The sequence below is a fragment of the Gephyromycinifex aptenodytis genome (genome assembly GCF_012277275.1).
Taxonomy (GTDB): domain Bacteria; phylum Actinomycetota; class Actinomycetes; order Actinomycetales; family Dermatophilaceae; genus Gephyromycinifex; species Gephyromycinifex aptenodytis.
Map to the genome: position 1 here is coordinate 2,755,777 of NZ_CP051155.1, position 26,805 is coordinate 2,782,581.

Consider the following 26,805-nt stretch of genomic DNA (forward strand, 5'->3'; position numbering starts at 1 on the left):
GCGCTCAGCTGTGATCGAAGTCGGCTTCGCGCCGTTCCATAGCTGCGGCGAGGGCTTCGGCGTGGTTGTCGCTGTGATGGGCCAGCGCCTGAAGCGCGGCCGACATCTCTAACACGCTCTCCAGTCGGGCGTGCTGGGCTTCGCGCAGCAACTGTTTGGTCATGCGCACCGCTCCCGGCGGGTTACGCGCGATCCGTAGCGCGAGCTCCTGTGCGCTGGAAAGTAACTGGCTCGGTTCGACGACGCGGGAGACCAGACCCCATTCGAGCGCGGTCGCCGCGTCGATGCGGTCACCGGTCAGCGCCATCTCTGCCGCCCGGGCGGCGCCCACTGCGCGGGGCAGGAACCACGCTCCACCGTCTCCGGGGATCAGCGCGAGCTTGACGAAACTCTCCGCGAACCAGGCATCGCGTGAGGCGATGCGCAGGTCGCACATGCAGGCCAGGTCGCACCCGGCCCCCACGGCAGGCCCGTTGACGGCGGCGATGATCGGCACCTCACAGCGCTGCAGCGCCAGTGGGATGCGTTGGATGCCGTTGCGGTAACCCTGGCGGATCTGGGCCGGTGAGCCGCCGAACATGCCGACCCGATCAGCCATGTCCTTGACGTTGCCGCCGGCGCAGAACGTGCTGCCTGCGCCGGTGAGGATGACGACCCGCACACTGAGATCGGCGGAGGCCTCCTGCGCGGCCTGTTCGATGGCCGCGATCATCTCCTCCCCGGAGATCGGGTTGCGCTGCTCGGGCAAATCCAGGGTCCAGGTCTGGACGTGCTTGTCGCGCTCGATGCGCAGTGGGGCTGCTGAGGGAGACATCGGTCCTGCCTTCGTCACAGGTGGAGGTTGGGCATGGTCAGGACCCCGGTCGGGGCCAGGCGCAGCAGCGCCCGGCGAGCCAGCCCGGCGCTCTCGGCGAACAGCGGGCTGCCGCCACGGATGTTGGTGGCGTCGCTGTTATCGGCCGGGGTGAAGCGCTCCAGGATGTTCTGCTTGGGCATAACCACGGTTTCGGCTTCGGCCCGCTCCAGCCCGGCCAGGGCGCAGGCCCGTTCAATGGCGTGCGAGAGCCCGCCGAGGTGGTCGACCAGTCCGCGTTCTGCAGCCTCGGCCCCAGTCCAGACCCGCCCGCGGGCGTGCGGCTCCAGTTCCGTCAGCGGCCGTCCGCGATCGCCGGCTGCTTTGGCCGTGAAGTCGGCGTACACCTCATCCAGCCAGGCATCGAGTTTGGCCTGTTCCTCCTGGGTGAAGGGTCGGACGCTGCTGAACATGCCGGCACGCTCGCCCGTGCCGACCAGCGCGCGGTGGATGCCGAGTCGGTCCAGGCCGCCCTGCAGGACGGTCTTGCCGCCGAAGACGCCGATGGAACCGGTGAGGGTCGCCGGGCCAGCGACGATCTCGGTGCACGGCATGGCGATGAAATAGCCGCCCGAGGCCGCCACCGATCCCATCGAGGCAACGATCGGCAGTCCCAGCTCGCGCAGCGCGAGGATCTCGCGCCTGATGGCGTCAGAGGCGGTGTAAGAACCGCCGGGGGAGTCGATCCGCAGAACCACCGCTTTGACTCTGCTCTCCTGAGCAACCGCGCGCAGGGCCGCGCCGAGGGAGTCCGAGCCGACGGTGTGCCCCGACAGCGGGGAAGCGCCGCTGCGCCCGAGATGAATCGCTCCCTGGGCATGCACGAGCGCCACGACGGGGCGCCGCCGGTTGCGGACACTGTCGATGGAGGGCAGGGCCGAGAAGCGCTCGACGAAGCGCAGCTCGGTGCGGGAACCGTCGGCGTCCCCGATGTGCTCACGGATCGCGGCATAAGCCTCGTCGCGGTAGCCCAGCCGATCCACCAGCCCCAGTTCGAGGGCGCGCTGAGCGCTCAGCGGCGCCTCGTCCATGGCCGCCCGGACTTCACTGGGCTGCAGATTGCGGGCATCGGCGACGCAATCGCAGATGTGGCCCACGACTGACTCGGTGATAGACCGCAGCATCTCTTCATGCGGGGCACTGATCTGAGACTCCAGGAAGGTCTCGGCGGCGCTCTTGTATTCGTGGCGTCGGCTGATCTGGGGCAGAACATCGATCTTGTCCAGGGCCTCCCGCAGGAACACGGCCTCCAGCGCAGTGCCGAAGAGACCGAGGTCGCCGCTGGGCTGCAGCATGATCTCGTCGCAGGCTGCCGCCACGAGGTAGCCGGCGGTCCCGGAGACGAGCTCTCCGAAGGACTCCGCCCAGGCCAGGGTCGGTTTGGCTGATCGCGCGAACTCGTCAATACCGCGGCGCAGCTCATCGGCGTGCGCCAGGCTCAGCGTGGGGGCGTAGGCGTGCACCACCAGGGCGCGCACGCGCGCGTCCGTCGCGGCGATTCGCAGCGCTTCCAGCACGCTGACCAGATCGGGGGTGTGGCGTTCGCGTACGGCCTCGATCGGTGAGGCTGGGGCGCTGTCCATGAGACCGCGGGTGAGGTCGAGTTCGAGCAGACAGTCACCGGCTAGGCCCGGCACGGGCAGCTTGCGCAACGGGGTGGTGTCGAACGGGAGTCGGTCCAGGAAGTCGCGAAGGGTGCTCACCACGCCCACGCTACCCATGTCGAGCGCAGGCGGGGCGCAGGAGTCGGGCCGCAGATTGTGGCGCGGGAGGCCCTGACCTGGCCGGGGGCGCACCGGGCATGGCATGTCGAACGCCCCGCCGGCAGGGGTCCGGCGGGGCGTTCGGGGCGATACTGCGGGCAGCGGCTCGATCAGCTCTTGGACAGGTTCGACTTGATGAAGTCCATCACGCTGGAGTCGGTCAGCGTCGTGGAGTCGCCGATCTCGCGGCCCTCGGCGAGGTCCTTCAGCAGGCGACGCATGATCTTGCCCGAGCGGGTCTTGGGCAGCTCGGAGACGACCATGATCGACTTCGGTTTGGCGATCGGGCTGATCTCCTTGGCCACGTGTGCCTTGAGCTCGTTGACGATGTCGTCGCTGACCTCGCCTTGGGAGGCGCCTTCGCGCAGGATGACGAACGCCCACACCGCCTGACCGGTCATGTCGTCGGCAGCGCCGACCACAGCGGCCTCGGCGACCTGGTGGTGGGAGACCAACGCCGACTCGATCTCGGCCGTGGAGAGGCGGTGGCCGGAGATGTTCATGACGTCGTCGACGCGCCCCAGCAGCCAGATGTTGCCGTCCGCGTCGTACTTGGCGCCGTCGCCGGCGAAGTAGTACTTCTCCCCGAAGCGGCTCCAGTAGGTGTCCTTGTAGCGCTCGTTGTCGCCCCAGATGCCGCGCAGCATGCCTGGCCACGGCTTGGTGAGCACGAGGTAACCCACCTTCTCCGCCTCGGTGAAGGGCTCGCCCATGTCGTCGAGGATCTCGGCGCTGATGCCGGGGATCGGGCGCTGCGCAGAGCCGGGCTCCAGGGTGGTGACGCCGGGCAGCGGGGAGATCATGATGCCGCCGGTCTCGGTCTGCCACCAGGTGTCCACGATCGGGGCCGACCCGCCACCGATGTGCTCGCGGTACCAGCGCCACGCCTCGGGGTTGATCGGTTCGCCGACGCTGCCCAGCACCCGGATGCTCGACAGGTCGAACTTGGCCGGGATCTCCTGGCCCCACTTCATACAGGCCCGGATCGCCGTGGGTGCGGTGTACAGGATGGAGACCTTGTACTTCTCCACGATCTCCCACCAGCGGCCCTGGTGCGGGTGGTCGGGGGTGCCTTCGAAGACAACCTGGGTCGCGCCGTTGGCCAGCGGCCCGTACACCAGGTAGGAGTGCCCGGTGACCCAGCCGATGTCGGCGGTGCACCAGTACACGTCAGATTCGGGGTGGACGTCGTGCACGATGCTGTTCGTGTAGGCAGCCTGGGTGAGGTAGCCGCCCGAGGTGTGCAGGATGCCCTTGGGCTTACCGGTCGTGCCCGAGGTGTAGAGGATGAACAGCGGGTGCTCGGAGTCCATCGGCTCGGGCGTGTGCTGGTCGGATTGCTTGTCGACGACCTCGTGCCACCACAGGTCGTGCTCGTGCCATTCGACGTCGGCCCCGGTGCGCTGCACGACCAGGACGTGTTCGACGCAGGAGTCCTCGCCGGTCACGGCGGCATCGACAGCAGCCTTGAGCGGGGCGACCTTGCCCTTGCGGTGCTGACCGTCGGCGGTGATGACCACGCGGGCCTGGGCGTCGGCAACCCGGGAACGGATCGCGTCGGCGGAGAAACCACCGAAGATGACCGAGTGCGGCGCCCCGAGACGAGCGCACGCGAGCATCGCCACGACGGCCTCGGGGATCATCGGCAGGTAGATCGCGACCCGGTCGCCCTTGTTGACGCCCAGCTCGGTCAGCGCGTTGGCTGCCTGGGCGACCCGCTTCTGCAGGTCGGCGTAGGTGATCGTCTGGGTGTCGCCTTCGGCGCCCTCGAAGTGGATGGCGACGCGCTCGCCGTTGCCCGCCTCGACGTGCCGGTCGACGCAGTTGTAGGCCACGTTGAGCTGGCCGCCGACGAACCACTTGGCGAACGGGGCGTCGCTCCAGTCCAATGGCTGTTCGAAGTCGGTGCTCCAGGTGACGTACTTTCGCGCCTGATCGGCCCAGAAGCCTTCGAAGTCTTTCTCTGCCGCGTCGAAGAGATCAGCGGTGCCGTTGGCTTGCGCCGCGAACTCCGACGTGGGTGCATAGCTCTGGTCGGTCACGAAAGCCTCCTGTTGGTGGGGGAATCCGCATGGGTGAACACGCGGACGGCTCTGGCCCACTCAACCGCGCATCGGCCCTGCCCTCAAGAGCTGCGCACGCCGTGGCGCGGTCGGCGGGCTACTCCTGCGCTGAACGGGACCCCGCGCAGCCGAGTCGAGAGCACGCGGATCCACCTCGAGACGCGCCCACCCCCGACCGGAACGAGGTACCGGTCGAGGGTGCTGCCACCAGCGCGGCCGGCCCCCACCACGGGATGCCCCCGGCCAGCGCCCACCGCTCACGACGGCGTGCACGTTGGCGGCCGGGGCGGTTCAGTCGACCCAGACTCGGGCGTTGCGGAACATCCGCAGCCAGGGGCTCTCCTGCTCGATGGGGCCGTCGGTCCACGACATCTGCACATTGCGCTGCACCCGCTCCGGGTGCGGCATCATCGCGGTGAATCGGCCGTCGGTGGTGGTCACAGCGGTCAAGCCGCCGGGGGAGCCGTTCGGGTTGACCGGGTACCGGGTGGCCGGGGCGCCGTGGCCGTCGACGAAACGGGCCGCCGCCTGCACCGCCGACTCATCGCCGCGTGCGGCGAAGTTCGCGAAGCCTTCACCGTGGGCCACCGCGATGGGGATCAACGACCCCGCCATCCCGGTGAAGAACACCGACGGGGAATCGAGCACCTCCACCGTGGACAGCCGCGCTTCGTACTGCTCGGAGCGGTTACGGGTGAACCGCGGCCACGCCTGCGCGCCTGGGATGAGGTCGGCCAGCGCCGCGAACATCTGGCACCCGTTGCAGATGCCTAGACCGAACGTGTCGGGCCGGGAGAAGAATGCCGCGAACGCATCCGAGAGTCGCGGGTTGAACAAGATCGAACGAGCCCACCCCTCGCCGGCGCCCAGGGTGTCGCCGTAGGAGAACCCGCCGCACGCCACCAGCCCGGCGACCTCGGCCAGGTCGAAGCGTCCGGCTTGCAGGTCACTCATGTGCACGTCGAAGGTGTCGAACCCGGCCCGGTCGAAGGCGAACGCCGTCTCCACGTGGGAGTTCACGCCCTGCTCACGCAGGATCGCCACCTTCGGGCGGGCGGTGCCCACCAAAGACGCCGTGATGTCCTGTCCGGGGTCGAAGCTCGGGCGCAGAATCAGGCCCGGGTCGTCGCCGCCGACGGCCTCATGCTCTTCGCGGGCGCACTCCGGGTTGTCCCGCAGCGCGCTGATCCGCCAGGACACCTCGTCCCAGGCCTGCGCCAGGTCGCGCACACTCTCGGCCAACACCTCGCGGCCGGCGACGCGCACCCGCACGGTGCGCTGTCCGCCAGCGGTGCCAACCATCCGGGTGAGTTCGCTCAGGCCGTGCTCGCTCAGCACCTCCTGCGCTCGCGCGCGTGACGCCGGGCGAACCCCGAGCACGACGCCCAGTTCCTCGGCGAACAGTGCCGGCAGGTCGGCGACCTCTACGTCCAGACCGAGGCCACCGGCAAAAGCCATCTCGCACAAGGTGGCCCACAACCCGCCGTCGGAGCGGTCGTGGTAGGCCGTGACCAGCCCTTCTGCGCGCAACTGGGTCAGCGCGTCAGCCAGCCGGCTCAGGTGGGCGGGGTCGTCCAGGTCTGGCACGACGCCACCGAACTCGCCACGCACCTGGGCCAGCATCGACCCGCCGAGGCGGTTGGCTCCGGCGCCGAGGTCGACCAGCAGCAGCTCATCGCCTTCGCTGATCACGGGGGTGAGCGTGCCGCGCACATCGTCCAGCGAGGCGAAGGCCGACACCACCAGCGACACCGGCGAGGTCACCTGGCGCACCTGGCCCTGCTCATCGCTCCAGCGGGTGCGCATCGACAACGAGTCCTTACCGACCGGCACGGAGATCCCCAGCGCCGGGCACAACTCCATGGCAACGGCGTGCACGGTGTCGAAGAGAGCAGCGTCTTCGCCGGGTTCCCCGCAGGCAGCCATCCAGTTGCAGGACAACTTGACGCCGCTCAACTTCACGGGCGCCGCGAGCAGGTTCGTCAACGCCTCACCGACCGCCATCCGCCCCGAAGCGGGAGCGTTCACGCTCGCCAGCGGGGTGCGCTCGCCACTGGACATCGCCTGGCCGGCGAAGCCGAGGAAGTCCGAGAGCGTGACGGCGACGTCGGCGACAGGCACCTGGTAGGGGCCGACCATCTGGTCGCGGTGGGTCAGCCCACCGACGGTGCGGTCGCCGATGGTGATGAGGAAACGCTTGGACGCCACGCTCGGGTGCCGCAGCACGGCGTAGGCAGCCTCGCGCAGTCCCTCGCTCGCCAGATCGCCCAACTCCAACTCGGGGGTGCTGCGCTGGATGCGCTGGACATCTCGCGTCATGCGCGGCGGCTTGCCCAGCAGCACCTCCAACGGCATGTCGATCGGTACGTCTGCGCCAGGATCATCTTCGGGGCCGGGCGCCAACACGAGCTGTCCGTCGTTGCGCGCCACACCGACCACGGCGTACGGGCACCGTTCGCGCTGGGCCAGCGCCGCGAAACGCGGCAGTGACTCCGGGGCGATGGCCAGCACGTAGCGCTCCTGGCTCTCGTTGCACCAGATTTCCTTGGGCGCCAGCCCGCTCTCCTCCAGCGGGACTGCGGACAGGTCGAAGCGCGCCCCCATCCCGGCGTCGTTGACCAGTTCGGGGAATGCGTTGGACAGCCCCCCGGCGCCGACATCGTGGATTGCCAGGATCGGGTTCTCCTGCCCGAGCGCCCAGCAATGGTTGATGACTTCCTGCGCGCGGCGCTCGATCTCGGGGTTGCCGCGCTGCACCGAGTCGAAGTCCAACTCAGCGGCGTTGGTGCCGGAGGCCATCGAAGAGGCCGCGCCGCCGCCCATCCCGATGCGCATGCCGGGCCCGCCGAGCTGCACCAGCAGTGTGCCTTCACCGAAGAGGATCTTCTCCGTCATCGCCGCGTCGATGGTGCCCAGACCGCCGGCGCTCATGATCGGCTTGTGGTAGCCGCGGTGCACCCCGTCGACACTCTGCTCATAGACCCGGAAGAAGCCGCCCAGCGCGGGCCGACCGAACTCGTTGTTGAACGCGGCGGCACCGATCGGGCCCTCGATCATGATGTCCAGCGCGCTGGCGATGTGCCCGGGCGCGCCGTAGTGCTGGGTCTCCCACGGCTCGTTGGTTCCGGGCAGTTCGAGGTTGGAGACGATGAAACCGGTCAGCCCGGCCTTGGGTGCCGACCCGCGTCCGGTGGCGCCCTCGTCGCGGATCTCGCCGCCGGCGCCGGTCGCCGCACCCGGGAAGGGGGAGATGGCGCTGGGGTGGTTGTGCGTCTCGACCTTCATCAGCACGTGCACGTCCCCGGTGCGCCCGCTGTACCGGCTGGGCTTGGAGCCGTCGCCTTCGGGCAGCCACCGGGTGACCGGGCCGCCCGCCATGATCGAGGCGTTGTCCTTGTACGCCACGATCGTGCCGTTCTCCGGCCCGCCCGCAACTGCTTCGGTGTGCCGGATCATCCCGAACAGCGAGCGTGATTGCGGCTGCCCGTCGACGACGAAGTCGGCGTTGAAGATCTTGTGGCGGCAGTGCTCGGAGTTGGCTTGGGCGAACATCATGAGTTCGACGTCGGTGGGGTTGCGCGCCAACCCGGTGAAGGCCGAAACGAGGTATTCGATCTCGTCGCTGGACAGCGCCAGCCCGTAGGCGGTGTTCGCTTCCAAGAGGGCTTGCTCACCGCGGCCCAGCACATCCACGTGTTCCATCGGCTCGGGCGCACGCTCGGCGAAGAGCGAGGCGGCCGACTCACGGGAGGGGAGCGCGACCTGGGTCATACGGTCGTGCAGCACCTCGGCGCACGCGGCCCAGGTGGCTTCGTCGAGGTCGCTCACCCCGCTGAGGACGAACTCGGTGACCCGCTCCACGCGGTGGATGTCGATGCCGCAGTTGTGCACGATGTCGGTGGCCTTGCTGGCCCACGGTGAGATCGTGCCCAGCCTGGGGGCGATGACGAACACGGCGCCTTGCTCGGCGGCCGGGCCGCTGTAGGTCGGGCCGTAGGTGAGAATCGCCGCCACTATCTGGCGGGCGGGCTCCTGCAGCGGTTCTTCGCTGGCCACCCAGTGCACGTACCGGGCCGCGACGGCGCTGATCCGGGGGTCGATGCTTTGCAGTCGGGCTAGTAGCGCCCGAGCGCGGAAATCGGACAGGGCGTCGCCACCGGGCAGGGTGGTCAGGGCGAACTCGTGCGAGGCAGCCATGTGAGGCCTTTCGGCGCAGGGGTGGCGGGAACGCCCCCAGGCTACCGGCGCCTGAGCAGCGAACGAGCCGCTCCGGCATAAGCCGGCCCCCAGGACGCGTGTCGGCCCACGCCTGGGTACGAGCGTGGGCCGACACTCTGCGTTGCGCGGCGGTTCAGCGCCTCACGTCACCGCAGGCTTTCAGCGCTGCACAGCGGCCAAGGCGTCGATGATGCCGTCGCCGTAGTAGCTGTTGTAGGCCGGGGTGCCGGTGCACTTCTTGTCACCGGCGGGGCACTGGTGATCGGTGGCCTGCTCGCGCAGCATCGCGGTGATCTGGTTCGCGGTCGCGTCCCGGTGCGTCGACTTCAGCAGCGCGACCACGCCTGCCACGTGCGGGGCCGCCATCGAGGTACCCGAGAGTGAGGCCCAGCGCTGACCGGGGTAGGTGGACAGGATCGCCCGGCCTGGGGCGGCCACGTCGATCACCCCGTTGCCGTAGTTGGAGAACGAGGCCAGCTCGGACTCCTTGTCGATCGCCGAGACCGTGACGACATTCGGCAGCTCCGCCGGGATGTCGTGGCAGGTGTTGTTGAGTTCGCGCTTGATCGGAGTGGTGTCGTTGGGGCTGGTCTCGTCCGTGGTCTTGTTCGCCAGGTCGTAGGCGGAGTTGCCGGCCGCAGCGGTGCTGACCACTCCGCGGCGGTGGGCGAAGGCGAAGGCCCGGCGGACGGCTTCCTTGGCGGCGGCCTGGTCGGCCTGGTCGTCACACCAGAACTGGAACGGGTCGACGTAGTAGCTGTGGTTGGCCACCGGGATGCGCTTCTGGGCGGTCCACATGATCCCGCAAACGGCGTATTCGGGGTAGATGAAACCGTCGTCGTTGACCACCTTCACGCTGGCCAGTTTGACCCCCGGCGCGACACCGACGATGCCGATCTTGTTACGAGCCGCGGCGATGGTGCCCGCGACGTGGGTGCCATGCCCGCTGGTGGTGGCGAACCATCCGGTGGAGGAGGTGTCGACCCGCCCGGCGTTGCTGCAGTTGACGCTGCGGCGGACGTCGATGTTGTCCTGCAGATCGGGGTGGTCGGGCTCGATGCCGCTGTCGACGACCGCGACGGTGATGGCCCGGGAACCGTCGGTGATCTCGTGGGCCTTGTCGGCCTTGATGAGAGTGTTGTTCCACTGCTCACCTTCGCGGGGGTCCAGCGCGGGACCGGCCGCGGTTGCCTCACCGGTGTCGTACCCCAGGAAACCCTGGGTGCCCTTCTGGCTGTTCTTACCCGGTTTGGCGCCCGCAGGGGTGCCTTCCTTGACGGGTGCGGTGCGCGTCGGGCCGACCGAGGCGATGGCCCTGTTCTTGGAGCTCCGCAGCTTGGAGAGGAAGTCAGCCTTGGTTGAGTGCACGACGAAGACGCCGATCTGGGGCCAGCGCTGCACGATCGTTCCGCCTGCGGCGGTGATGCCTCGCTCGGCCTTCCTCAAATGGCCGTAGTTGATCTTGGAGACATTGACGATGTAACTCATCGTCTCGCCCTCAGGGGTGGAGATGGCCACCGGGGTTGAGACGTCGGGGGAGGCTGTCACGGCCTGGGCTGCAGCAGTGGGAAAGACCAGTGCTGAGGCTGCGGCCATGGTGAGGCCGAGGCGGGCAAGGGAGGGGCGTCGTTGCACGGAGACTCCTGCGGAAGATGAGGGTGAACTCGTCTGAATCGATCAGTCCGATGTGGCGCACCCTACGCAGCAACGACCTAGCACGCTAGGGATAAGGACCAACAAAATGTGTGCAGTTAGGGGCCGAGATACCTTCTCTTTACACGTCATTCGTTCTACGCACCGCTAGGACGCGTCGTGGCCGCCGCCCGAAAGGGGCGGCGGCCACGACGTCAGAAGGTTGTGCTGATCAGTGATCGAGCGATTGGTTTGCAGAGCCCGCGCCGGTGAGGGAACGGACCTCCATCTCGGCGTACTTGGCCGCGTTGTACTCCTTGCTCGTGACTGAACCGAGCCAGCCCAGGAAGAAGGCCAACGGGATGGAGATGATGCCGGGGTTGTCCAGCGGGAACATGTGGAAGTCGATGGCCGGGTTGGTGATCATCGAGGGAGACAGCCCCGTGATCGGGTCGGCCGGCTTACCGGAGACGACCGGGCTGAAGATGATCAACCCGAGCGAGGAGATGAGCCCGCCGTAGATGCTCCACAGCGCCCCTCGAGTGTTGAACCGCTTCCAGAACAGCGAGTACAGGATCGTCGGCAGGTTGGCGCTGGCCGCAACAGCGAAGGCCAGAGCCACCAGGAAGGCGATGTTCTGCCCGTAGGCGAGGATTCCGCCGACGACCGCGATGACGCCGCCGCCGAGGGCCGCATAGCGGGCAACCTTGACCTCCTGCTCAGGAGTGGCCTCACCGCGCTTGATGACCTGGTTGTAGATGTCGTGGGCGAAGGTGGCGCTGGTGGTGATCGTCAGACCGGCGACCACGGCAAGGATCGTCGCGAAGGCGATACCGGAGACGACTCCCAGGAAGACCGACCCGCCCAGTTCGAAGGCCAGCAACGGAGCTGCGGAGTTCGCCCCTCCAGCAGCGGCCTTGATGGCATCGGGACCGACCAGAGCGGCAGCGCCGTAGCCGATGATGAGGGTGAACAGGTAGAAAGCGCCGATCAGCCAGATGGCCCATTCCACGGACTTGCGGGCCTGCTTGCTGGTGGGCACCGTGTAGAAGCGGATGAGCACGTGCGGCAGGCCGGCGGTACCGAGCACGAGCGCCATCGACAGCGAGATGAAGTCGAGCTTGCTGATGTCGGACTTGCCGTACTTCAAGCCCGGGTCGATGAGTTTCTCGCCGACCTTGGGGGAGTTGTCGATCGCCGCCTGGAACAGGGTGTTGATGGACAGCCCGAACTTGGCCAGCACCCACACGCTCATGATCAGGGCGGCGGTGATGAGCAGGACGGCTTTGATGATCTGCACCCAGGTGGTGCCCTTCATCCCGCCGATCATGACGTAGCCGATCATGACGACGCCGACGACCGCGATCACCAGGTACTGGGCCCATTGACTGGTTACACCCAGCAGCAGCGACACCAAACCGCCCGCACCGGCCATCTGGGCCAGCAGGTAGAAGAACGAGACCGCCAGGGAGCTGGTGGCGGCCGCCAACCGCACCGGGCGCTGCCGCAACCGGAAAGAGAGCACGTCGGCCATCGTGAACCGGCCGGTGTTGCGCATGAGCTCGGCGACGAGCAGCAGCGCAACCAGCCAGGCGACGAGGAAGCCGATGGAGTACAGGAAGCCGTCGTAGCCCTGCAGGGCGATAGCGCCGGCGATACCAAGGAAGGACGCGGCCGACAGGTAGTCACCGGCGATCGCGATGCCGTTCTGCCTACCCGAGAAGGCCCCGCCACCGGTGTAGTACTCGGCGGCGGTCTTCTTGCCCGCGGCGATCTTGATGACGACTGTCAGGGTGAAGATGACGAAGACGACGAAGATGCCGATGTTGATGAGCGGGTTGCCGACGGTGGGCGCCGCTGCTGCTGCGAAGGTCATCGGGTACCTGCCTGCATGCGCTCGCGGATGGCGTCAGCGCGGGGGTCGAAGACCTTGTCTGCCCAACGCACGTACCAGATGGTGATGCCGAACGTCGTCACGAACTGGAGCAGGCCGAAGATGAGGCCCACATTGACCAGGCCGAAGACCCGCTGGCTCATGAATGCCGGGAAGTACGCGGCGAGGATGACGTAGAGGAAGTACCAGAGCAGGAAGAACGTCGTGAGCGGGAAGACGAAGCCGCGGAAGCGCTTACGCAATTCCACGAACTCCGCACTGGCTTGGACCTCGTTGTAGGCCGAGGAGTGGTCGACTGGTTCGGATGCGTGGCTCACGCAGGGCACCTCCGACAAGTTGCGGATGGAGCGCCCCTGGTCGGGGCGTGCCGCCAGCGATTGCTGCGACGGCCACCACTCTGGCGGGCTCGGGCAGTGAATATCAGTCGGCTGCAGGGGGCGTGAGGGTCGGTGGTGGCGCTGCTGCGCTTGGCGGCGCCCGGGCGTGCGCTGAACGGTCCCCAGGGCTGGACGAGTGGTTTGCGCCCGTTGGGTGGGTTTCGCGGCGGTGGGCGCGCAGATTGCGCCCGCCGGCCTTCAGACGCCGCCGCGACGGGTCAACGACAGCGAGACGTTCTCGGGGGTGTGCAACCGAGTCATGGTGCGCAAGGTGTGCGTCGGGACCCGTCCCGGGGTGGCCAGGGAGACCAGGCAGGCGGTGAAGAAAGCCATCGGTACCGACCACGCGGCGGGCTGGGCGAACCACAGCGCCCACGGCTGCGGCACGGGAACTTGGGACAACGTGACCGCTACCCCGAGCAGGGAGGTGGCGGCGCCGACGATCATGCCCGCGGCGGCGCCGGTGACCGACAACCCCCGCCACCAGACACCGAGCACGATGAGCGGGCACAGCGTCGAGGCGGCGACAGCGAAGGCGAGTCCGACCGTGGTCGCCAACCCCACCCGTCCGACCAGCAACGCGATGATGGAGGGGATGAGCATGGAGACCAACGCGGCCAGCCGGAAGCTGGCGATCCCGTCGACGTCGGAGCCGAGCATTCGGTTCAGCCGGGGCCGGATGATGTCCTGGTCCACCACACCCGTGATCGCTACCGCCAGCCCGGAGGCGGTGGACAGGAACGCCGCGAAAGCCCCGACCGCCAACACCACGACGAGGCAGTCGCCGAGCAGCCCGGGCGCTGCCAGGTGCGGCAGTTCCAGCACGATCTCTTCGGCCAGCATCCCTGGCGGGAGCTCGGGCAGGTACACCCGCCCGAGCACCGCATAGATCGGGGGGAACAGGTAGAAAGCCCCGAGCAGGCCGATGACGGCCAGCGCGGTTCGGCGAGCGCCGCGACCGTCGGGGTTGGTGTAGAAGCGCACGACTACATGCGGCAGGCCCATGGTGCCCAGACACAGCGCGAGGATCAGCGAATAGGTGGAGTAGGTGTGCATGCCCACCCCCTGCAGGCTGACCGGTGTGGGCATGGTGGGCGCCGGGCTTCCGGAAGCCACCCACAGGCCGATCAGGACCAGGGCAGGGATGGCGATGGCGGCGAGCTTGACCCAGTACTGCACTGCCTGGACCAGCGTCACCGAGCGCATGCCACCGGAGACGACGTTGATGGTGACCACGGTGCTGACGAGCACGTTGCCGACCCAGCTGGGGGCGCCGGTGAGGTTGGTGACCGCGATCCCGGCCCCGTGCAACTGGGGCAGGAGGTACAGCCAGCCGATGAGCACCACCAGGACCGAGGTGAGCAGTCGCATCGCCCGGCTCTCCAGGCGCAGCTCGGCGAAGTCCGGGACGGTGTAGGCCCCCGACCGGCGCAGCGGCGCAGCCACCATGCAGGCCAGGACGACGTAGCCCAGGGTGTACCCGACCGGGAACCACAGCATGCTGACGCCGGAGGCGTACAGCAGTCCGGCCACGCCGAGAAACGAAGCGGCCGAGAGGTACTCCCCGCCGATTGCGGAGGCGTTGCGCCAGGGGCCGACGGCCCGGCCCGCGACGTAGAAGTCGGAAGTGGTGCGGGAGAGCCGCAGCCCGTAGATGCCGCCGAGCACGGTCAACAGGCAGACCAGGGCGATAGCCGCAACCAGGGACAGTTCGGAGGATGTCATCGCTGGGTCCTCACGGCCGCTCGAACAGCTCCGCGAACTCGCGCTCGAGGCGTTCGGCGGCGCGCACATAGGACCAGACGACGATGACGGCGAAGGGGTAGATGAGCACTCCCAGGAGCAGCCATGGAAGCGGGATTCGCACGATGGTCACGCTGTGCAGCTGCGGGACTGCGAGCAGCAGCGCGGGCAGGCCCAGCGCCACGATGGCCAATCCGAGCAGCAGGGCCAGGCTGAGGCGGCGTTGGGCGCGCATGAGTGAGTCGACGTACACCTCACCCAGCCCGGTCTGCTCGTCCAGGTCGGCGGCGCGGGTGCGGGCCGGGTCGCGGCGAGCCGCGGACTTTCGGGGGGAGGTGATCCGCACCCGGCGTGGGGGCGTGGGGTGCCCCGGATTGCTCATGGGGTGCTTCGTCGAGGAAGGCGCACCAGACGATCGCGCAGTTCGCGGGTGTGGCGGCGGCTGACCTGCAGTTCGATGCCGTCCCCGACGTAGACCAGGCTGCGTCCGGCGTCGGTGCGCACCTGGGTGATCTTCGGCAGCGAGACCAGGGTGCTGCGATGGATGCGCACGAAACCAGCCGAGCCCCAGCGCTCTTCGAGCAAGGTCAGGGAGATCCGCACGAGGTGGGAGCCGGTCGCGGTGTGCAGGCGGGCGTAGTCGCCTTGGGCTTGCACGTAGAGGACGTCGGATCGCTGCACGAAAGAGGTGACCCCGCCCAGTTCCACCGGGATGGTCTCATCGGCCGAGGTTGCAGCAGACGGACCGGCGGAGCTGCCGGCGCGTTTCTCCACGACGCGACGTACCGCCTCGGCCAGCCGCGCCTCACGCACCGGTTTGACGACGTAATCAATGGCGGAGACATCGAAGGCGTCGACTGCGTGGTCGCCGTAGGCGGTGACGAAGACGATCTGCGGGCGTTCGGCGAACCGGGCCAGGATGCGCGCTAGTTCCATGCCGTCCAGCCCGGGCATCTTGATGTCGCAGAAGACCACGTCGGCCGGTGCGAGGTCCAGGGCGCGCAAGGCGTCGGCCCCGCTTGCGGCCGTGCGGACTTCGCCGATTCGCTCGTCGCGTTCGAGCAGATAGGCCAGCTCAGTGCGGGTGGGCAGCTCGTCATCGACCACCAACGCGCGTAGTGGGGTCGTCTCGACGGGAGGCTCCGGCGCCATGTGGCGAGCCTACGACGCCGGAGCAGGCATGGGGTGTTTCAGGAGCGACCGAGCGTGCCGGTCTTGGTCTGCGGATGGAACTTGGGGACCCGAAAACTGATGCGTGTTCCGGCGCCGAGGGCAGTTTCCACGACCAGCCCGTATTCGTCGCCGAAGATTTGGCGCAGCCGCGCATCGACGTTCGCCAATCCGACGTGATCGCCGCTCTGTTGTCCTGCCAACACCGCCCGGATGGCCTCCGGGTCAGCCCCTGCCCCGTCGTCCTCGATCGCGATCTCTGCCTCGTTTCCGCGGTCCTGGGCCGAGATGGAGATGTGCCCGACGCCCGATTTCGCTTCGATGCCGTGCTGCACCGCGTTTTCCACCAGCGGTTGAATGGCGAAGGAGGGCACCGCCACTCCGAGAACCTCCGGGGCCACCAGCAGGGATACCTGCATGCGCTCCCCGAAGCGCGCCTCTTCCAGCGCGAGGTAGCGCTCGATGTTGACCAGTTCGTCGGCCAGGGAGGTCAACGGCCCACTGCTGCGGAAGCTGTACCGGGTGAAGTCGGCGAACTCCAGCAGCAACTCGCGGGCTCGGTCGGGGTCGGTGCGCACGAAGGAGGCGATTGCCGCCAGAGAGTTGTAGACGAAGTGCGGGCTGATCTGAGCGCGCAAGGCCCGCAGTTCGGCTTCGGCGACGCGGGTTCGTTCCCGGCTGAGCTCGGCGAGGTCGATCTGGGTGGCGATCCAGTCGGCGACGGCTTCGGTGGCCCGGACCAGGTCGCTGCTTGCGCTGTGGTGGTAGGAGGCCAGCACGGCGACCACCCTGTTCTCGCAGACGACGGGCGCCAGGATCGCCGAGCGAAGCGGGCAGTCCGGGTCCGGACAGGTGATGGCACGCTCGTCGAGTCGCACGGTGCGCCCGGTGTCCAGGACGACCTGAGCGTGCCGGGGCACCTCGTCGCGGTGGTATTCCCCGGCGCCCTCCCAGGCAAGCACGCCATCGGCGTCGGCCAGGGCCACCGCTTCGACCCCCAGGAGCGGGCGCAGGTCGCGGGCGGCGCGCCCGGCGGCGGCGAGGTCGAGTCCGTCGCGCAGGTGCCGGGCGGCGGTGGAGGCTGCGTGCAGCGTTCGGTAGGTGGCGGTGCTCTCCGGGGATCCGAGGCGGTCACGCAGTCGTAGTGCCCCCGAGACGAGCAGGATCAGCGCTGCGACCGCAGCCACCACCACCCCGCCCACGACCCAGGGGTATTCCTCACCTACGGGTTGCAGGGTCGCAAGGACGACTGCCAGCTGCGTTGCCACCCTCGAACTGTAGGGCGCAGCGCGCCGGGAGGAGCTCGCGAACGCCTCGCCTAGGCTTGCGGTCGTGACCATCGCCGAATCAGTTCGTGTCATCGCCGAGTGGCCTGAGGTGTCGCAGGGGCTGGACGCCGCCCGTCAGGCCTGCACCCAACTGCGTTGGCATGAGGCGTTGCGTCGCCGCATTCCGGAGGCTGCAGCCGAGTCGCGGGTGCGCGGCGCGCACGCCAGCGCCGACGCCGATGGCGCCCGCTCGGACATGTCGGTGCTCCGAGAACTGATGTGTGGCGCGGTGGCCTGGCCGCAACGTCCGGACCCGGTCGACCTCATCGTGCGCGGGGCCGTGCAGGTCACTGCGGAGACCGAACACCTCGCCGCCACGTTGGACCGGGCTCCCCGGCAGGTGCTGGCCCGGTTGCATGTGGCTGCAGCGACCCTGCTGCTGCCTGCGGAGCAGGTGGGCCGACCGCGTCGACCAGGGGAGGGCTGTCAGGAGTTCCTCGACCTGGGGCCGGCGCCGGAGGAGGTCGACGCCCGGGTCGGGGGGATCGTCGAGTTGCTTTCGGATGCAAAGCTGCCCGCACTTCTGGTGGCGGCGCTGGTGCACGCCGAGATTGCCACCGCCCGCCCCTTCGTGCGGGGCAACGGCCTGGTCGCCCGGGCCATGGAACGCACGATCATCCACTCTCGGGGACTGGACCCGACCGCAGTCAGCGTGCCGGAGTACGGACACGCCAAGCGGGCCGGTGCTGCCTATCTAGGGGCGTTGACCGCCTACGGCACGGGTACCCGTGAGGGGTTGGTGGTGTGGCTGCGGCACTGTGTCGACTCGATCGTGGACGGGGCAGCGCAGGGGGAGCGGATCGCTGACGCGATTCGCGTCGGACGCTTGAACTGAGTGAAGCGACGGCACGAAGATCTCAATCGAATCGGTCCCAAAAACACCCACCATGAGGCTACCGCGCTATGACCTAAACGACCAGGAAATGGGTTGTTTTCGCTGCTCAGACGGGTGAACCTAGTGGTGAGGACGAGGTCGCAGACCACCGTCCGCAGTACGTGAACCATCCGGGCACCCACTCGCAGTCAGTCCACTGTTGGACCGGTCCCGGCGGGCTTGACCCGCTCGGACGGCTTAGATTGCACGCTTGTTCACCCGGGGCGTCCACGCAGTGATGGCATCCCGGGCAACCGGGGTGCCATCGCCGTGTGCGCGCGGGATTGCGCGTCGCTCGACCTACCCGCGCTCGGCTGCCACCGGGGTGGGCAAGACCACCCACCGGGCGGGTGGGTCGTCGTGGCTTGCAGAGCTGAGCTGTGGAACTCAACCCCGCCCCGGAGCGTTTTCCAGCCGGTGCGTTCGCCCGTGACCTGGCAACCGGTTCCCAGCGAGTCGATCCGTCGGCGCCGGCCATGCCGATACTTCACGGCGCGGAAAAATTCTTCGGCTTTGGGTTTGCTTATCGGGCGTCCGACTAGCAGAATGAGGACAGCGCTCCCTACGGGTTGAGCGCGGCGCACCAGCTCCTCCCCCCCGGGGCTTGGCGCGTTTGGCGGCCCCCGTTGTCCCCCCAACGGGGGCCGCCCCATTTTTCCGTCCAGTTCGCGAATTGATCTGGACGATTGGCGGCACGATGCGGCTTCGTGCCTGGCTTGGCGCGGCTGCACGCCGGGGATGGCCGGTCCACTTGCGTCGCTGCGGCTCGTCGCTGCGCGGCTGTGAAGCCGAACCACCCCGATCACGTGCTCGGGGTGACCAGCGCCCTCAGCCGGGGTTCCTTCCACAGGCCAGGAGATGCTGCGCTGTGCCGTCCACAGAGTGAGGTGGCCGGGTGCTGCCCGGTACCGTTTAGCCAGATCCTGGGCCGCATGCCACGTGCTCGTATCGTCTCGGTCGTCGGCGGCTCCGGCGGAATAGGTGCCTCCGTCCTGACCTGCTCGCTCGCCGTCAACGCAATGGGTCGAGTTCTCGCCCTTGATGGCAGGCCCTTCGGCGGCGGGCTCGATGTCGTCCTCGGGCTGGACGAGGCTCCCGGGTTGCGTTGGCCTGATCTGGCCGAGGCCGCAGGCGCTATCGAGGCAGGACGACTGCTGAACTCCCTGCCCAGCGGACCCATGAGTGTCCTTTCCTTCGACCGGCGCCGCCCGCATCAACCCGCCGTGGACACCATCCGGCGGGTAGTCCACGCGTTGGCCGAACACGTGGATCTGGTCCTGGTCGACGCCCCCAGGCCGGGGGAGGAGAACTTCCTGCCCATCAGCGATCTGTGTGACGACATCATCTATCTGGCAGGTGCCGGCATCTGCGAGATGGCCTCTGCGATTGCCGGTACCGCGGCGTTAGCGGATTGTGCAGCCACGGGTTGGCTCGTGGTCCGTCGGCGCCGCGGCTACGGCGACCTGCCGCAGGCGCTGGCTGCCAGTCTCGACCTGCCCTTGCTCGGCTCGGTGCCCGAAGACCGCAAGGTCGAGGACCTCCTGGACTCGGGCGGGATGCCGGGGCAGGTGGGTTCGTTGCGGCGCTCGGCTCGTGAACTGTTGGAAGGGTTGGACCTGGCATGCCGCTGAAGAGTGAGGCCGCAACAGTGCTCCCCGCCGACCCCAGCGCGGAGGCTCGCAACGCCCTGCATCCCGGTCTGCTCGTGGCCGGCCCGCTGTGCCGCTGGCTGAGCGCTCCCGATGTCACCGACGTCCTGGTGAACGGAACCCGCGGGGTGTGGATCGAACGCGGCCGCGGACTCGAGCGCGTGCGTTGCGAACTGGGGGATCTGGAGGCTCTGCGCAGGTTGGCGGTGCGCCTGGCAGGGCTGGCCGGTAGGCGCCTTGACGAGGTGAGCCCGTACGTCGACGGCCAACTGCCCGGCGGGATCCGCCTACACGCGCTGCTGCCGCCATTGGTGGAGAACGGCGCCCACATCAGTCTGCGGATAGCGCGCCAGCTGGCGCCCAGCCTGGACGACATGCGGGCCTGGGGCGCCTTCGACGCCGAAGCGCAACAGATTCTTGGCGCGCTGGTCGCGGCGCGCGTCTCGTTCGTCGTCAGCGGCGGAACCGGCAGCGGCAAGACGACCCTGCTGGCGGCCCTGCTGCGGCAGGTTCCGCCCACCGAGCGGCTCGTCGTCGTCGAGGACGTGCGTGAGCTGGCTATCGGGCACCCGCACCAGGTGCGTTTGCAGGCCCGCCCGGCCAACATCGAAGGGCGGGGCGAAGTCGACCTGGCCACGCTGGTTCGACAGGCGCTACGGATGCGCCCCGACCGGATCGTGATCGGTGAGGTGCGCGGTGCTGAAGTGCGCGACCTGCTGGCCGCTCTCAATACCGGCCACGAAGGCGGCTGCGGCACGATCCACGCCAACGCCCCGCAGGACGTCGTCTCCCGCTTCGAGGCGCTGGGGGCGCTGGCGGGACTTTCCCCGCAGGCCACTCGTACGCAATTGCGCAGCGCCGTTCGGGTGGTGCTGCACCTGCGGCGCCTTGCCGAACTGCGCGTGCTGGACTCGGTGAGTCTGCTGCTCCCTGCCGCAGAGCTGCAGGTCAGCCCGGCGTTGCAGCGCTGCAGCGCCGGCCACCTGCTTCCTGGCCCAGCTCTGGGGGAACTGCACGCGCTCTTGGCGGGTGCCGGAGAACGATGATGGCGCTGGGAGTGTCGCTCCTGGTTGTACTGGCCGTGCTCCTCTGGCCGGCGCGGCGCTCACCTCCCCTGGGTCGCTCGGCGGCCCCGCCTTCACTGTTGGTGGGTCTGGCTGGGGGTCGGTCCTGGAGTTCGGTCCTGACCTCGGTGCGCAGCGCGGCCTCGGCGGGGTCGCCGGCCGCGCCTGAGCACGACGTGGCTGACGCGCTCATCGACCTCGTGGACTCCCTGGCCCCGGCGCTCTCGGCGGGTCTGCCTGCACAGCGGGCCCTCGAACTGGTTCTGGGCGGGGCCGAACCCGTGCGGCCCGAGCCCGGTGGCGACGCCGCCACCGCCGGGGTTCAGCTTCGGGCGCGGCTGGCCGAACGACTCGCTGCCGGTGACAGCGTCGGCACCGCCTTCCAGTCGCTGGCAGCCGACACTGATTCGGACGGGGCACGGCTGCTAGCCCAGGCATGGTTGCTCTCCGAAGAAACGGGGGCGCCGTTGGCGGCGACCTCGGCCTGCGCGGTGCGGCTGCTGCGTTCGCGCCGCGACCAGGAACGCGCGGCCGAAGTGGCCCTTGCGGGAGCCCGCATCACCATCAGAGTGCTCACGATCCTGCCGGTGGGTGGACCGTTACTCGCGGTCCTGCTCGGCGTCGATCCCGTGCAGGCCTACCTGCGTTCCCCTGCGGTGTGGGGGTGCCTGGCCCTGGCCACCGTCCTGGTGCTGCTGGGGCGAAGTTGGGTTGCCCGGCAGGTTTCTCGGGTTGCCGGCGGCCCCGTTCTCGACCCCGGACCAGGAGGTGCCTGATGGGCGTGGCAGGTGCGGCGTTGAGCGCAGTGCTGGTGGCAGCGGCGCTGTGGCTGCTGCCCAACACCGGCCAGGGACGGCGGCAGTGGTTACGCCCGAAGAAGACCGTGCGACGGCGGGCCCAGACGCGGGTGGTAGACATCGCGATTGCCGCCGACCTGCTGGCGCTGGCGCTTCATTCCGGCTGCGGCGTGCTGGAAGCGGTGGAGTCCGTGGGGCGGCGTATGGATGGGACCATCGGCGAGCACCTGCTCACCGTCGCTCATCGCTACCGGCTCGGGATGAGCGAGGAAGACGCCTGGGCGGGGGTGCCCCCGGCCTGGGGCGGGGTGGCTCGCGCGCTGCGGTTGGCCTCGGCGGCAGGGATCCCGCCCGCTGCCACCTTGGATCAGGCCGCCGCTGATCTGCGCCGGGCCGAAGATCACCGCATCGAGGTTGAGACCGCCCGGCTCGGGGTGCGGATCGTGCTGCCACTCGGCGTGACCTTCCTGCCTGCCTTCGTCGCGAGCACGATCGTTCCCGTCGTGCTCGCGTTGGGGGCTCAGGCGATCCATCCGTGAGCTGCTTTTCCCACAGGGCTGACCCACCTTCCCGGGCACACCCACAGCCGAGGCTGAGCGAAGGTCGCGTCGGTGCCGAGGAGCGCACGGTGTGGGTGTTCACCCGCTCTCACCTAGGAGAAACACCATGAGCATGTCCACCGTTCGTCGCAACCGCTTCGCCCGCCACCTGCATGCACGGCTCGTACAGTTGCGGGCAGCCGGTGAATCCGGAATGACCACAGCCGAATACGCAGTCGGGACGGTCGCGGCCGTCAGCTTTGCGGCGGTGCTCATCACCGTGGTCAAGTCCGGCGCCGTGGCTGCGGCCCTGACCAAAATCATCAGCACGGCCCTGACTGTCGGCTGATGAGAAGTCGCGAAGCCGGCATGGTCACTGCGGAGTTCGCGGTGGCCATGCCGGTCCTCATCGCGGTGCTGGCGCTGGTGATGGCGGCAATGGGCCTGGCGTTGGATCAGGTTCGTTGCGTGGACGCGGCGCGGGCTGGTGCCCGTTTGGCGGCCCGCGGTGAACCCGAGAGTGTCGTCATCGCCGAGGCCGCCCGGCTGGCCCCGACCGGATCCCAGGTGCACCTGCGCGGTGGCGCGGTGCTCACCGTGCAGGTGACGGCCCCACCGCCGCTGGCTGTGCTGGGCAGGATCCCGCAGATCCCGCGCGCGCGAGCCAGCGCCAGCCTGCCTGCCGAAGCGGTCCTGGGAGCCGGACCATGATGCGGCCGAACCACCTCGGCGCCGGGTTGGTTGAGCCCGATCCAGGTTCAGCGACCGGTGGAAGCGCGTGGGGTGCCGCCGATCGGATGGTGGGATCGCCGCGGTGGGGGTGGTCCCAGGGTTCCCGCCACCTCGTCGCTCAGGCTCGCCGCGACGCCGGCAGCGGCACGGTCGCCACCCTGGGCATCCTCGGTGTGCTGCTCTCGATCCTGGTCGGTGCGCTCATCCTCACCTCGGCGGTGCTGGCCTCCCACCGGGCACGCAGCGCAGCGGATCTGGCGGCGCTGACCGGCGCCGCGGCCATACAGACGGGGGAGTCAGCGCGGGGAGCCTGCCAGGTTGCGCAGTCGACTGCCGCGCTGAACCACGCCGACATCACCTGCCGCGTCCAGGGTGAGCAGGTGCGGGTTCAAGCGCGGGTGCGTCCGACGCTGCTGCCTGCGGCGCGTTTGGGTGCGGCCGTCGCCACCGCGCAGGCGGGCCCTGCGGCCGAGCCTGCACCGGCAGCAGGGCAGACCGAGAGTCGGTTCAGGGGCGGTCGAACCGAGCAGTGATGGCTGCGGCGATGTCTAGGTAGGCCTCTCGGGTCGCCGGCCGCAGCGCATCCCACTCCAACAGTGCACCGTCTGCGACATGCGGATCGGCCGGCACGACGATGAGGTCGCCGGCCTTCCACAGGTGAGCCGTCACCGCTTCCTTGTCGACCGAGCGACTGACGATGTCTTTAGCGGTCAGGACGACGATGCTGGTCCGGGCCAGGTGCTCGAACCCGTTCTCTTCCAGCCAGGCGATCGACTCTGCCGCCCGTTTGGCGCCGGTGATGGACCAGGCCGCGGGGATCACCACAGTGTTGGCAAACCGCAGGATTCCGCCCATCAGCGGATGCGTCACCCCGGTACCGCAGTCGACCTGAACGAAGGAGTAGTAGCGCTGAACGACGTGCATGATGTTCTCGAAGTCCACCGAGCTCAGCGACGCGCCCAGCGTGGGGTTCGGCTCGCCGGGAAGAACGGTCAGTCGTCCGCTGGTGGCTGTGTAGCGCGACAGTTCGGCCAGGCTGTTCACGTTCTCCACATCGCGCGCCAACCGGGTGATGCCCGAGAGCTTCTCACCGACCAGCCGCTCGGCCAGGTCACCCGCGTCGGGGTTGGCGTCCAGGGCGAAGACCGGGTCCGGACGTAGGTCGGACAGCGCGATCGAGGTCGCGGCTGTGGTCGAGGTTTTGCTGATCCCGCCCTTGAGGCAGAAGAAGGCGCTCACGTGACGGGTGCGGAGCTGGGTGGCGATCTGCTGCTCACGATCCCGGGTCCGGGCTTCCTTGGCCGACAGACCCGGATTCCAGCGCCCGCCGGTGAGCGTGTACGCCTGGGCTCGCCAACCGTCCCGGGGACGCCGCGGCCGCTCCCGAATCATCGGCGGCGCCCAATCCACCCGACCTGGAGCGGCGGGCGCGGTGATCGAGGCTGTCGAGTCAGCGGTGGAGGGGGCGAGCGTCGGTTGGTGGGCGCTGCTGTTCACGGGGCGACATCCTGACTCACGAGGGGGATTGGTCAGGACGATGGTCCAGCCGGGCCCCGGTGTCAACCCTGGGTGAGGGCGGGATTTGCGCACCCGGCCACTTACCGGGACAAAACGGGCATTCGGGCGGCGCTCTGATCGGATTCGGCTGCGACGGAAGCAAGTACGAGCTTCAACAGGGCCACCGCGCCGGCCTTGTCCAGCGGTTCGTTGCCGTTGCCGCATTTGGGGGAGTGGACGCACGATGGGCAGCCCGCCTCGCACGGGCACGCCTGGATCGCGGCGCAGGTGCTGGCCAACCAGGCGGTTGCCTCCTCGAAGCCTCGGCGGGCGAAACCGGCGCCACCGGGATGCCCGTCATAGACAAGAATCGTGGGTAGAGCGGTGCGCGGATGGCACGGCGTGGACACCCCGCCGATATCCCACCGGTCGGCGCTGGCGAGCAGGGGGAGCATGCCGATAGCGGCGTGCTCGGCCGCGTGCAGGGCCCCGGGGAGGCTCCCCTGGTCGATACCGGCGGCCTCAAGAGCCTCCGGCAAGATTGTCCACCAGACCCCGGTGGTGTTCAGGACGCGTTCGGGCAGGTCGAGAGGGTGGTTGCCGATGACCTCCCCGGAGGGCAGCCGGCGCAGGAACGATGTGACCTGGCTACGCACCGCCACCGTCCCGTAAGAGATGGTGACGGGCCCGTAACTCAGGTGCTGTTGTTCCTCGAGCGGATCGAAGGCGCTCGTAGCGCGGGCCTGGGTGCTCCAGCCCGGATCTTCCACCACCACGTGCGCGACGTGATCCTCCAGGTCCAGATGGGTCACGACATGGGAGCGGCCCTGATGGAGGTAGACCGCTCCGGTGTGCACCGAGGCGTCGGCGCGCGCACCATCGACGGTGCCCAGCACCCGTCCGGTCCCTTCCTCGACAATGCGGACCAGCGCCCCGCCCCCGCGCAGCCAGATGTGTTCCGTGGGCCGTTCCTGACGGGTCCAGTACCAGCCTGTCGGGCGGCGCCGCAGCAACCCTTGAGCTGTCAGGACCTCCAATAGCGGCATGGTCGAGGGGCCGAAGACGGCCTCGTCCGCGCGGGTCAGGGGGATCTCGGCCGCGGCGGCTGCCAGGTGGGGGCCGAGCACATGGGGGTTGTCCGGGTCCAGAACCGGCGCCTCGACGGGGCGTTCGAGGATGGCGGCCGGGTGGTGGACCAGGTAGGTGTCCAGCGGGTTCTCATCGGCCACGAACAGCAGCAGGCTGTCACGTCCGGTGCGCCCGGCCCGCCCGGCCCGCTGCCATAACGAGGCGACGGTCCCGGGCCAGCCGGCCAGGATCACCGCGTCCAACCCGCTGATGTCGATGCCGAGTTCCAGGGCGCTGGTGGTCGCCAGACCGGTCAGTTTTCCGCTGCGCAGGTCTGCCTCCAGAACTCGGCGTTCCTCTGGCAGATAACCGCCCCGGTAGGCGGCAACGCGGTTCGCGTCCTGCGGCCGGTGCTGGGCCAGGGCCTCGCGCGCCGTTTCGGCCACCACCTCCACGCCCAGCCGAGACCGGGCGAAGACTGCCGTCTGAACGTCGGCCTGGACGAGGTCGGCCAAGAGTTCGCCGCAGTGGGTGAGGGTGGAGCGCCGGGTCTGGTCCGGGTCTTCGGGTGCGGTGTCCAGCAGTGCAACGGTCATCCCAGGTCGCGGTGAGGCGTCCTGGTCCACCACGGCGACCGGCGCGCCGAGCAGTCGGCTCGCATGGGCTCCCGGCGAAGCCACGGTGGCCGAAGCGAATGCAGCGACGGGCTCAGCCCGATGGTGGGCCGCGACCCGGTTGAAGCGCCGCAGTACAGCCGCGACATGCGAGCCGAACACCCCGCGATAGGTGTGGCACTCATCGACGATGAGGTAGGCGAGCCCACGTAGAAAGCGCGACCAATGCGCGTGCCCGGGCAGGATGGCGTGGTGCAGCATGTCGGGATTGGTCAAGACGACGTTGGCATGTCGTCGGATCCAGGCACGCTCATCGGTGGGGGTGTCACCGTCGTAGACAGCCGCCCGCACCCCGGGTAGCCCGAGCGCTTCCAGGTGGGCGAGCTGGTCGGCGGCCAAGGCCTTGGTCGGGGCGATGTATAACACGGTCGCCTCCCGAAGCTGCCCGCGCATTACTGCATCCAACGCGGGCAGCCAGAACGCCAGCGACTTACCAGAAGCGGTTCCAGTGGCCAGTACGCAGTGTTGTCCGTCGTGTAACAGTGCGGCCGCCTGCTGCTGGTGCTGCCACAGCGAGGTGATTCCCTGATCCGCCAGCACCTGCGTCAACCGCGGGTCGACCCAAGCCGGCATTGCGGCCCGCCGGCAGGCCCGCGCGGGCAGCCTGCGGACGTGCGCCACCGTGGGGCGCCTCGTGCTCGCTGCCCATGCGTCGAGCAGCGCAGTCGGGTCGAAGGAAGTCATCACTGCAGACGCTACGCGGCAGCGGTGACAGGGGTTCAGTGCTGGCTGCTGTCGCCACCGGGCGCCCGGTTGGGATGAGCGGGCAGAAGTCAGGTGCCAGACGGGCGGGCGCACTGGCCAGGGCGATTCACCGGGGCGCGACAGTTCGCACCCGGGGCACTAGAGTGGGCACCCGACCCGAAGGGG

Annotated in this window: 21 protein-coding genes; 8 read left to right on the top strand and 13 right to left on the bottom strand. The window is 68.8% G+C overall.

Features of this window, described 5'->3' with window-relative positions; translation table 11 throughout:
• Nucleotides 1-4: 4 nt before the first annotated feature.
• The 11 genes from G9V96_RS11860 to G9V96_RS11910 form a co-directional block, all read right to left on the bottom strand.
• Nucleotides 5-814 carry a crotonase/enoyl-CoA hydratase family protein gene (locus G9V96_RS11860; protein ID WP_168583208.1) on the bottom strand — a complete coding sequence of 270 codons (810 nt, stop codon included), beginning with the start codon at nucleotides 812-814 and terminating at the stop codon, nucleotides 5-7.
• A 14-nt stretch (nucleotides 815-828) separates the two neighbouring features.
• A complete protein-coding gene (locus G9V96_RS11865) occupies nucleotides 829-2,556 on the bottom strand; it encodes a S49 family peptidase (RefSeq protein ID WP_168583209.1) in 1,728 nt (575 codons plus the stop codon).
• A 170-nt stretch (nucleotides 2,557-2,726) separates the two neighbouring features.
• On the bottom strand, nucleotides 2,727-4,658 hold the full coding sequence (gene acs, locus G9V96_RS11870) for an acetate--CoA ligase (protein WP_168583210.1): 1,932 nt from the start codon (nucleotides 4,656-4,658) through the stop codon (nucleotides 2,727-2,729).
• Nucleotides 4,659-4,970: 312 nt separating this feature from the next.
• Complete coding sequence (gene purL, locus G9V96_RS11875) at nucleotides 4,971-8,876, bottom strand: phosphoribosylformylglycinamidine synthase (protein WP_168583211.1); 3,906 nt, start codon at nucleotides 8,874-8,876, stop codon at nucleotides 4,971-4,973.
• A 180-nt stretch (nucleotides 8,877-9,056) separates the two neighbouring features.
• Complete coding sequence (locus G9V96_RS11880; RefSeq protein WP_226913295.1) at nucleotides 9,057-10,532, bottom strand: S8 family serine peptidase; 1,476 nt, start codon at nucleotides 10,530-10,532, stop codon at nucleotides 9,057-9,059.
• Nucleotides 10,533-10,761: 229 nt separating this feature from the next.
• Nucleotides 10,762-12,405 carry a solute symporter family protein gene (locus G9V96_RS11885; RefSeq protein WP_168583212.1) on the bottom strand — a complete coding sequence of 548 codons (1,644 nt, stop codon included), beginning with the start codon at nucleotides 12,403-12,405 and terminating at the stop codon, nucleotides 10,762-10,764.
• The gene (locus G9V96_RS11890; RefSeq protein WP_168583213.1) at nucleotides 12,402-12,740 is read right to left on the bottom strand and encodes a DUF485 domain-containing protein; all 339 of its coding nucleotides are present in this window, start codon (nucleotides 12,738-12,740) and stop codon (nucleotides 12,402-12,404) included. The genes G9V96_RS11885 and G9V96_RS11890 overlap by 4 nt, the downstream gene beginning before the upstream one ends.
• 258 nt (nucleotides 12,741-12,998) lie before the next feature.
• Nucleotides 12,999-14,525: a sodium/solute symporter gene (locus G9V96_RS11895; protein ID WP_168583214.1), complete on the bottom strand. Its 1,527-nt coding sequence runs from the start codon at nucleotides 14,523-14,525 to the stop codon at nucleotides 12,999-13,001.
• Between the two features lie 10 nt (nucleotides 14,526-14,535).
• Nucleotides 14,536-14,925, bottom strand: coding sequence for a DUF4212 domain-containing protein (locus G9V96_RS11900; RefSeq protein ID WP_168583215.1), 390 nt, complete (start codon nucleotides 14,923-14,925; stop codon nucleotides 14,536-14,538).
• Nucleotides 14,922-15,695 carry a LytR/AlgR family response regulator transcription factor gene (locus tag G9V96_RS11905; protein WP_168583216.1) on the bottom strand — a complete coding sequence of 258 codons (774 nt, stop codon included), beginning with the start codon at nucleotides 15,693-15,695 and terminating at the stop codon, nucleotides 14,922-14,924. Before G9V96_RS11905 ends, G9V96_RS11900 begins: the two co-directional genes overlap by 4 nt.
• A 38-nt stretch (nucleotides 15,696-15,733) precedes the next feature.
• Nucleotides 15,734-16,915, bottom strand: coding sequence for a histidine kinase (locus G9V96_RS11910; RefSeq protein ID WP_404861446.1), 1,182 nt, complete (start codon nucleotides 16,913-16,915; stop codon nucleotides 15,734-15,736).
• Between the two features lie 130 nt (nucleotides 16,916-17,045).
• Here G9V96_RS11910 and G9V96_RS11915 point away from each other — a divergent pair, with 130 nt between their 5' ends.
• The 8 genes from G9V96_RS11915 to G9V96_RS11950 all read left to right on the top strand — a co-directional run bounded on the left by G9V96_RS11915 (nucleotide 17,046) and on the right by G9V96_RS11950 (nucleotide 23,229).
• Complete coding sequence (locus G9V96_RS11915; RefSeq protein ID WP_168583218.1) at nucleotides 17,046-17,876, top strand: Fic family protein; 831 nt, start codon at nucleotides 17,046-17,048, stop codon at nucleotides 17,874-17,876.
• A 971-nt stretch (nucleotides 17,877-18,847) separates the two neighbouring features.
• The gene (locus G9V96_RS11920; protein WP_168583219.1) at nucleotides 18,848-19,546 is read left to right on the top strand and encodes a hypothetical protein; all 699 of its coding nucleotides are present in this window, start codon (nucleotides 18,848-18,850) and stop codon (nucleotides 19,544-19,546) included.
• A complete protein-coding gene (locus tag G9V96_RS11925) occupies nucleotides 19,537-20,610 on the top strand; it encodes a TadA family conjugal transfer-associated ATPase (RefSeq protein ID WP_168583220.1) in 1,074 nt (357 codons plus the stop codon). The genes G9V96_RS11920 and G9V96_RS11925 overlap by 10 nt, the downstream gene beginning before the upstream one ends.
• An 11-nt stretch (nucleotides 20,611-20,621) precedes the next feature.
• Entirely contained in the window at nucleotides 20,622-21,404 is a 783-nt protein-coding gene (locus tag G9V96_RS11930; protein ID WP_168583221.1) for a type II secretion system F family protein, read from the top strand.
• Nucleotides 21,404-21,964 (top strand): type II secretion system F family protein, encoded by a 561-nt coding sequence (locus G9V96_RS11935; RefSeq protein ID WP_168583222.1) that lies wholly within the window; start codon nucleotides 21,404-21,406, stop codon nucleotides 21,962-21,964. The genes G9V96_RS11930 and G9V96_RS11935 overlap by 1 nt, the downstream gene beginning before the upstream one ends.
• Nucleotides 21,965-22,091: 127 nt before the next feature.
• Nucleotides 22,092-22,313 carry a DUF4244 domain-containing protein gene (locus tag G9V96_RS11940; RefSeq protein WP_168583223.1) on the top strand — a complete coding sequence of 74 codons (222 nt, stop codon included), beginning with the start codon at nucleotides 22,092-22,094 and terminating at the stop codon, nucleotides 22,311-22,313.
• Nucleotides 22,313-22,675 carry a TadE family type IV pilus minor pilin gene (locus tag G9V96_RS11945; protein WP_168583224.1) on the top strand — a complete coding sequence of 121 codons (363 nt, stop codon included), beginning with the start codon at nucleotides 22,313-22,315 and terminating at the stop codon, nucleotides 22,673-22,675. The genes G9V96_RS11940 and G9V96_RS11945 overlap by 1 nt, the downstream gene beginning before the upstream one ends.
• A complete protein-coding gene (locus tag G9V96_RS11950; protein ID WP_168583225.1) occupies nucleotides 22,672-23,229 on the top strand; it encodes an Rv3654c family TadE-like protein in 558 nt (185 codons plus the stop codon). The genes G9V96_RS11945 and G9V96_RS11950 overlap by 4 nt, the downstream gene beginning before the upstream one ends.
• Here G9V96_RS11950 and G9V96_RS11955 read toward each other — a convergent pair.
• Both G9V96_RS11955 and G9V96_RS11960 read right to left on the bottom strand, forming a co-directional pair.
• On the bottom strand, nucleotides 23,204-24,193 hold the full coding sequence (locus tag G9V96_RS11955; protein ID WP_226913296.1) for a MinD/ParA family ATP-binding protein: 990 nt from the start codon (nucleotides 24,191-24,193) through the stop codon (nucleotides 23,204-23,206). The genes G9V96_RS11950 and G9V96_RS11955 overlap by 26 nt on opposite strands.
• 101 nt (nucleotides 24,194-24,294) lie before the next feature.
• Nucleotides 24,295-26,619 (bottom strand): DEAD/DEAH box helicase, encoded by a 2,325-nt coding sequence (locus G9V96_RS11960; RefSeq protein ID WP_168583226.1) that lies wholly within the window; start codon nucleotides 26,617-26,619, stop codon nucleotides 24,295-24,297.
• Between the last annotated feature and the right edge of the window lie 186 nt (nucleotides 26,620-26,805).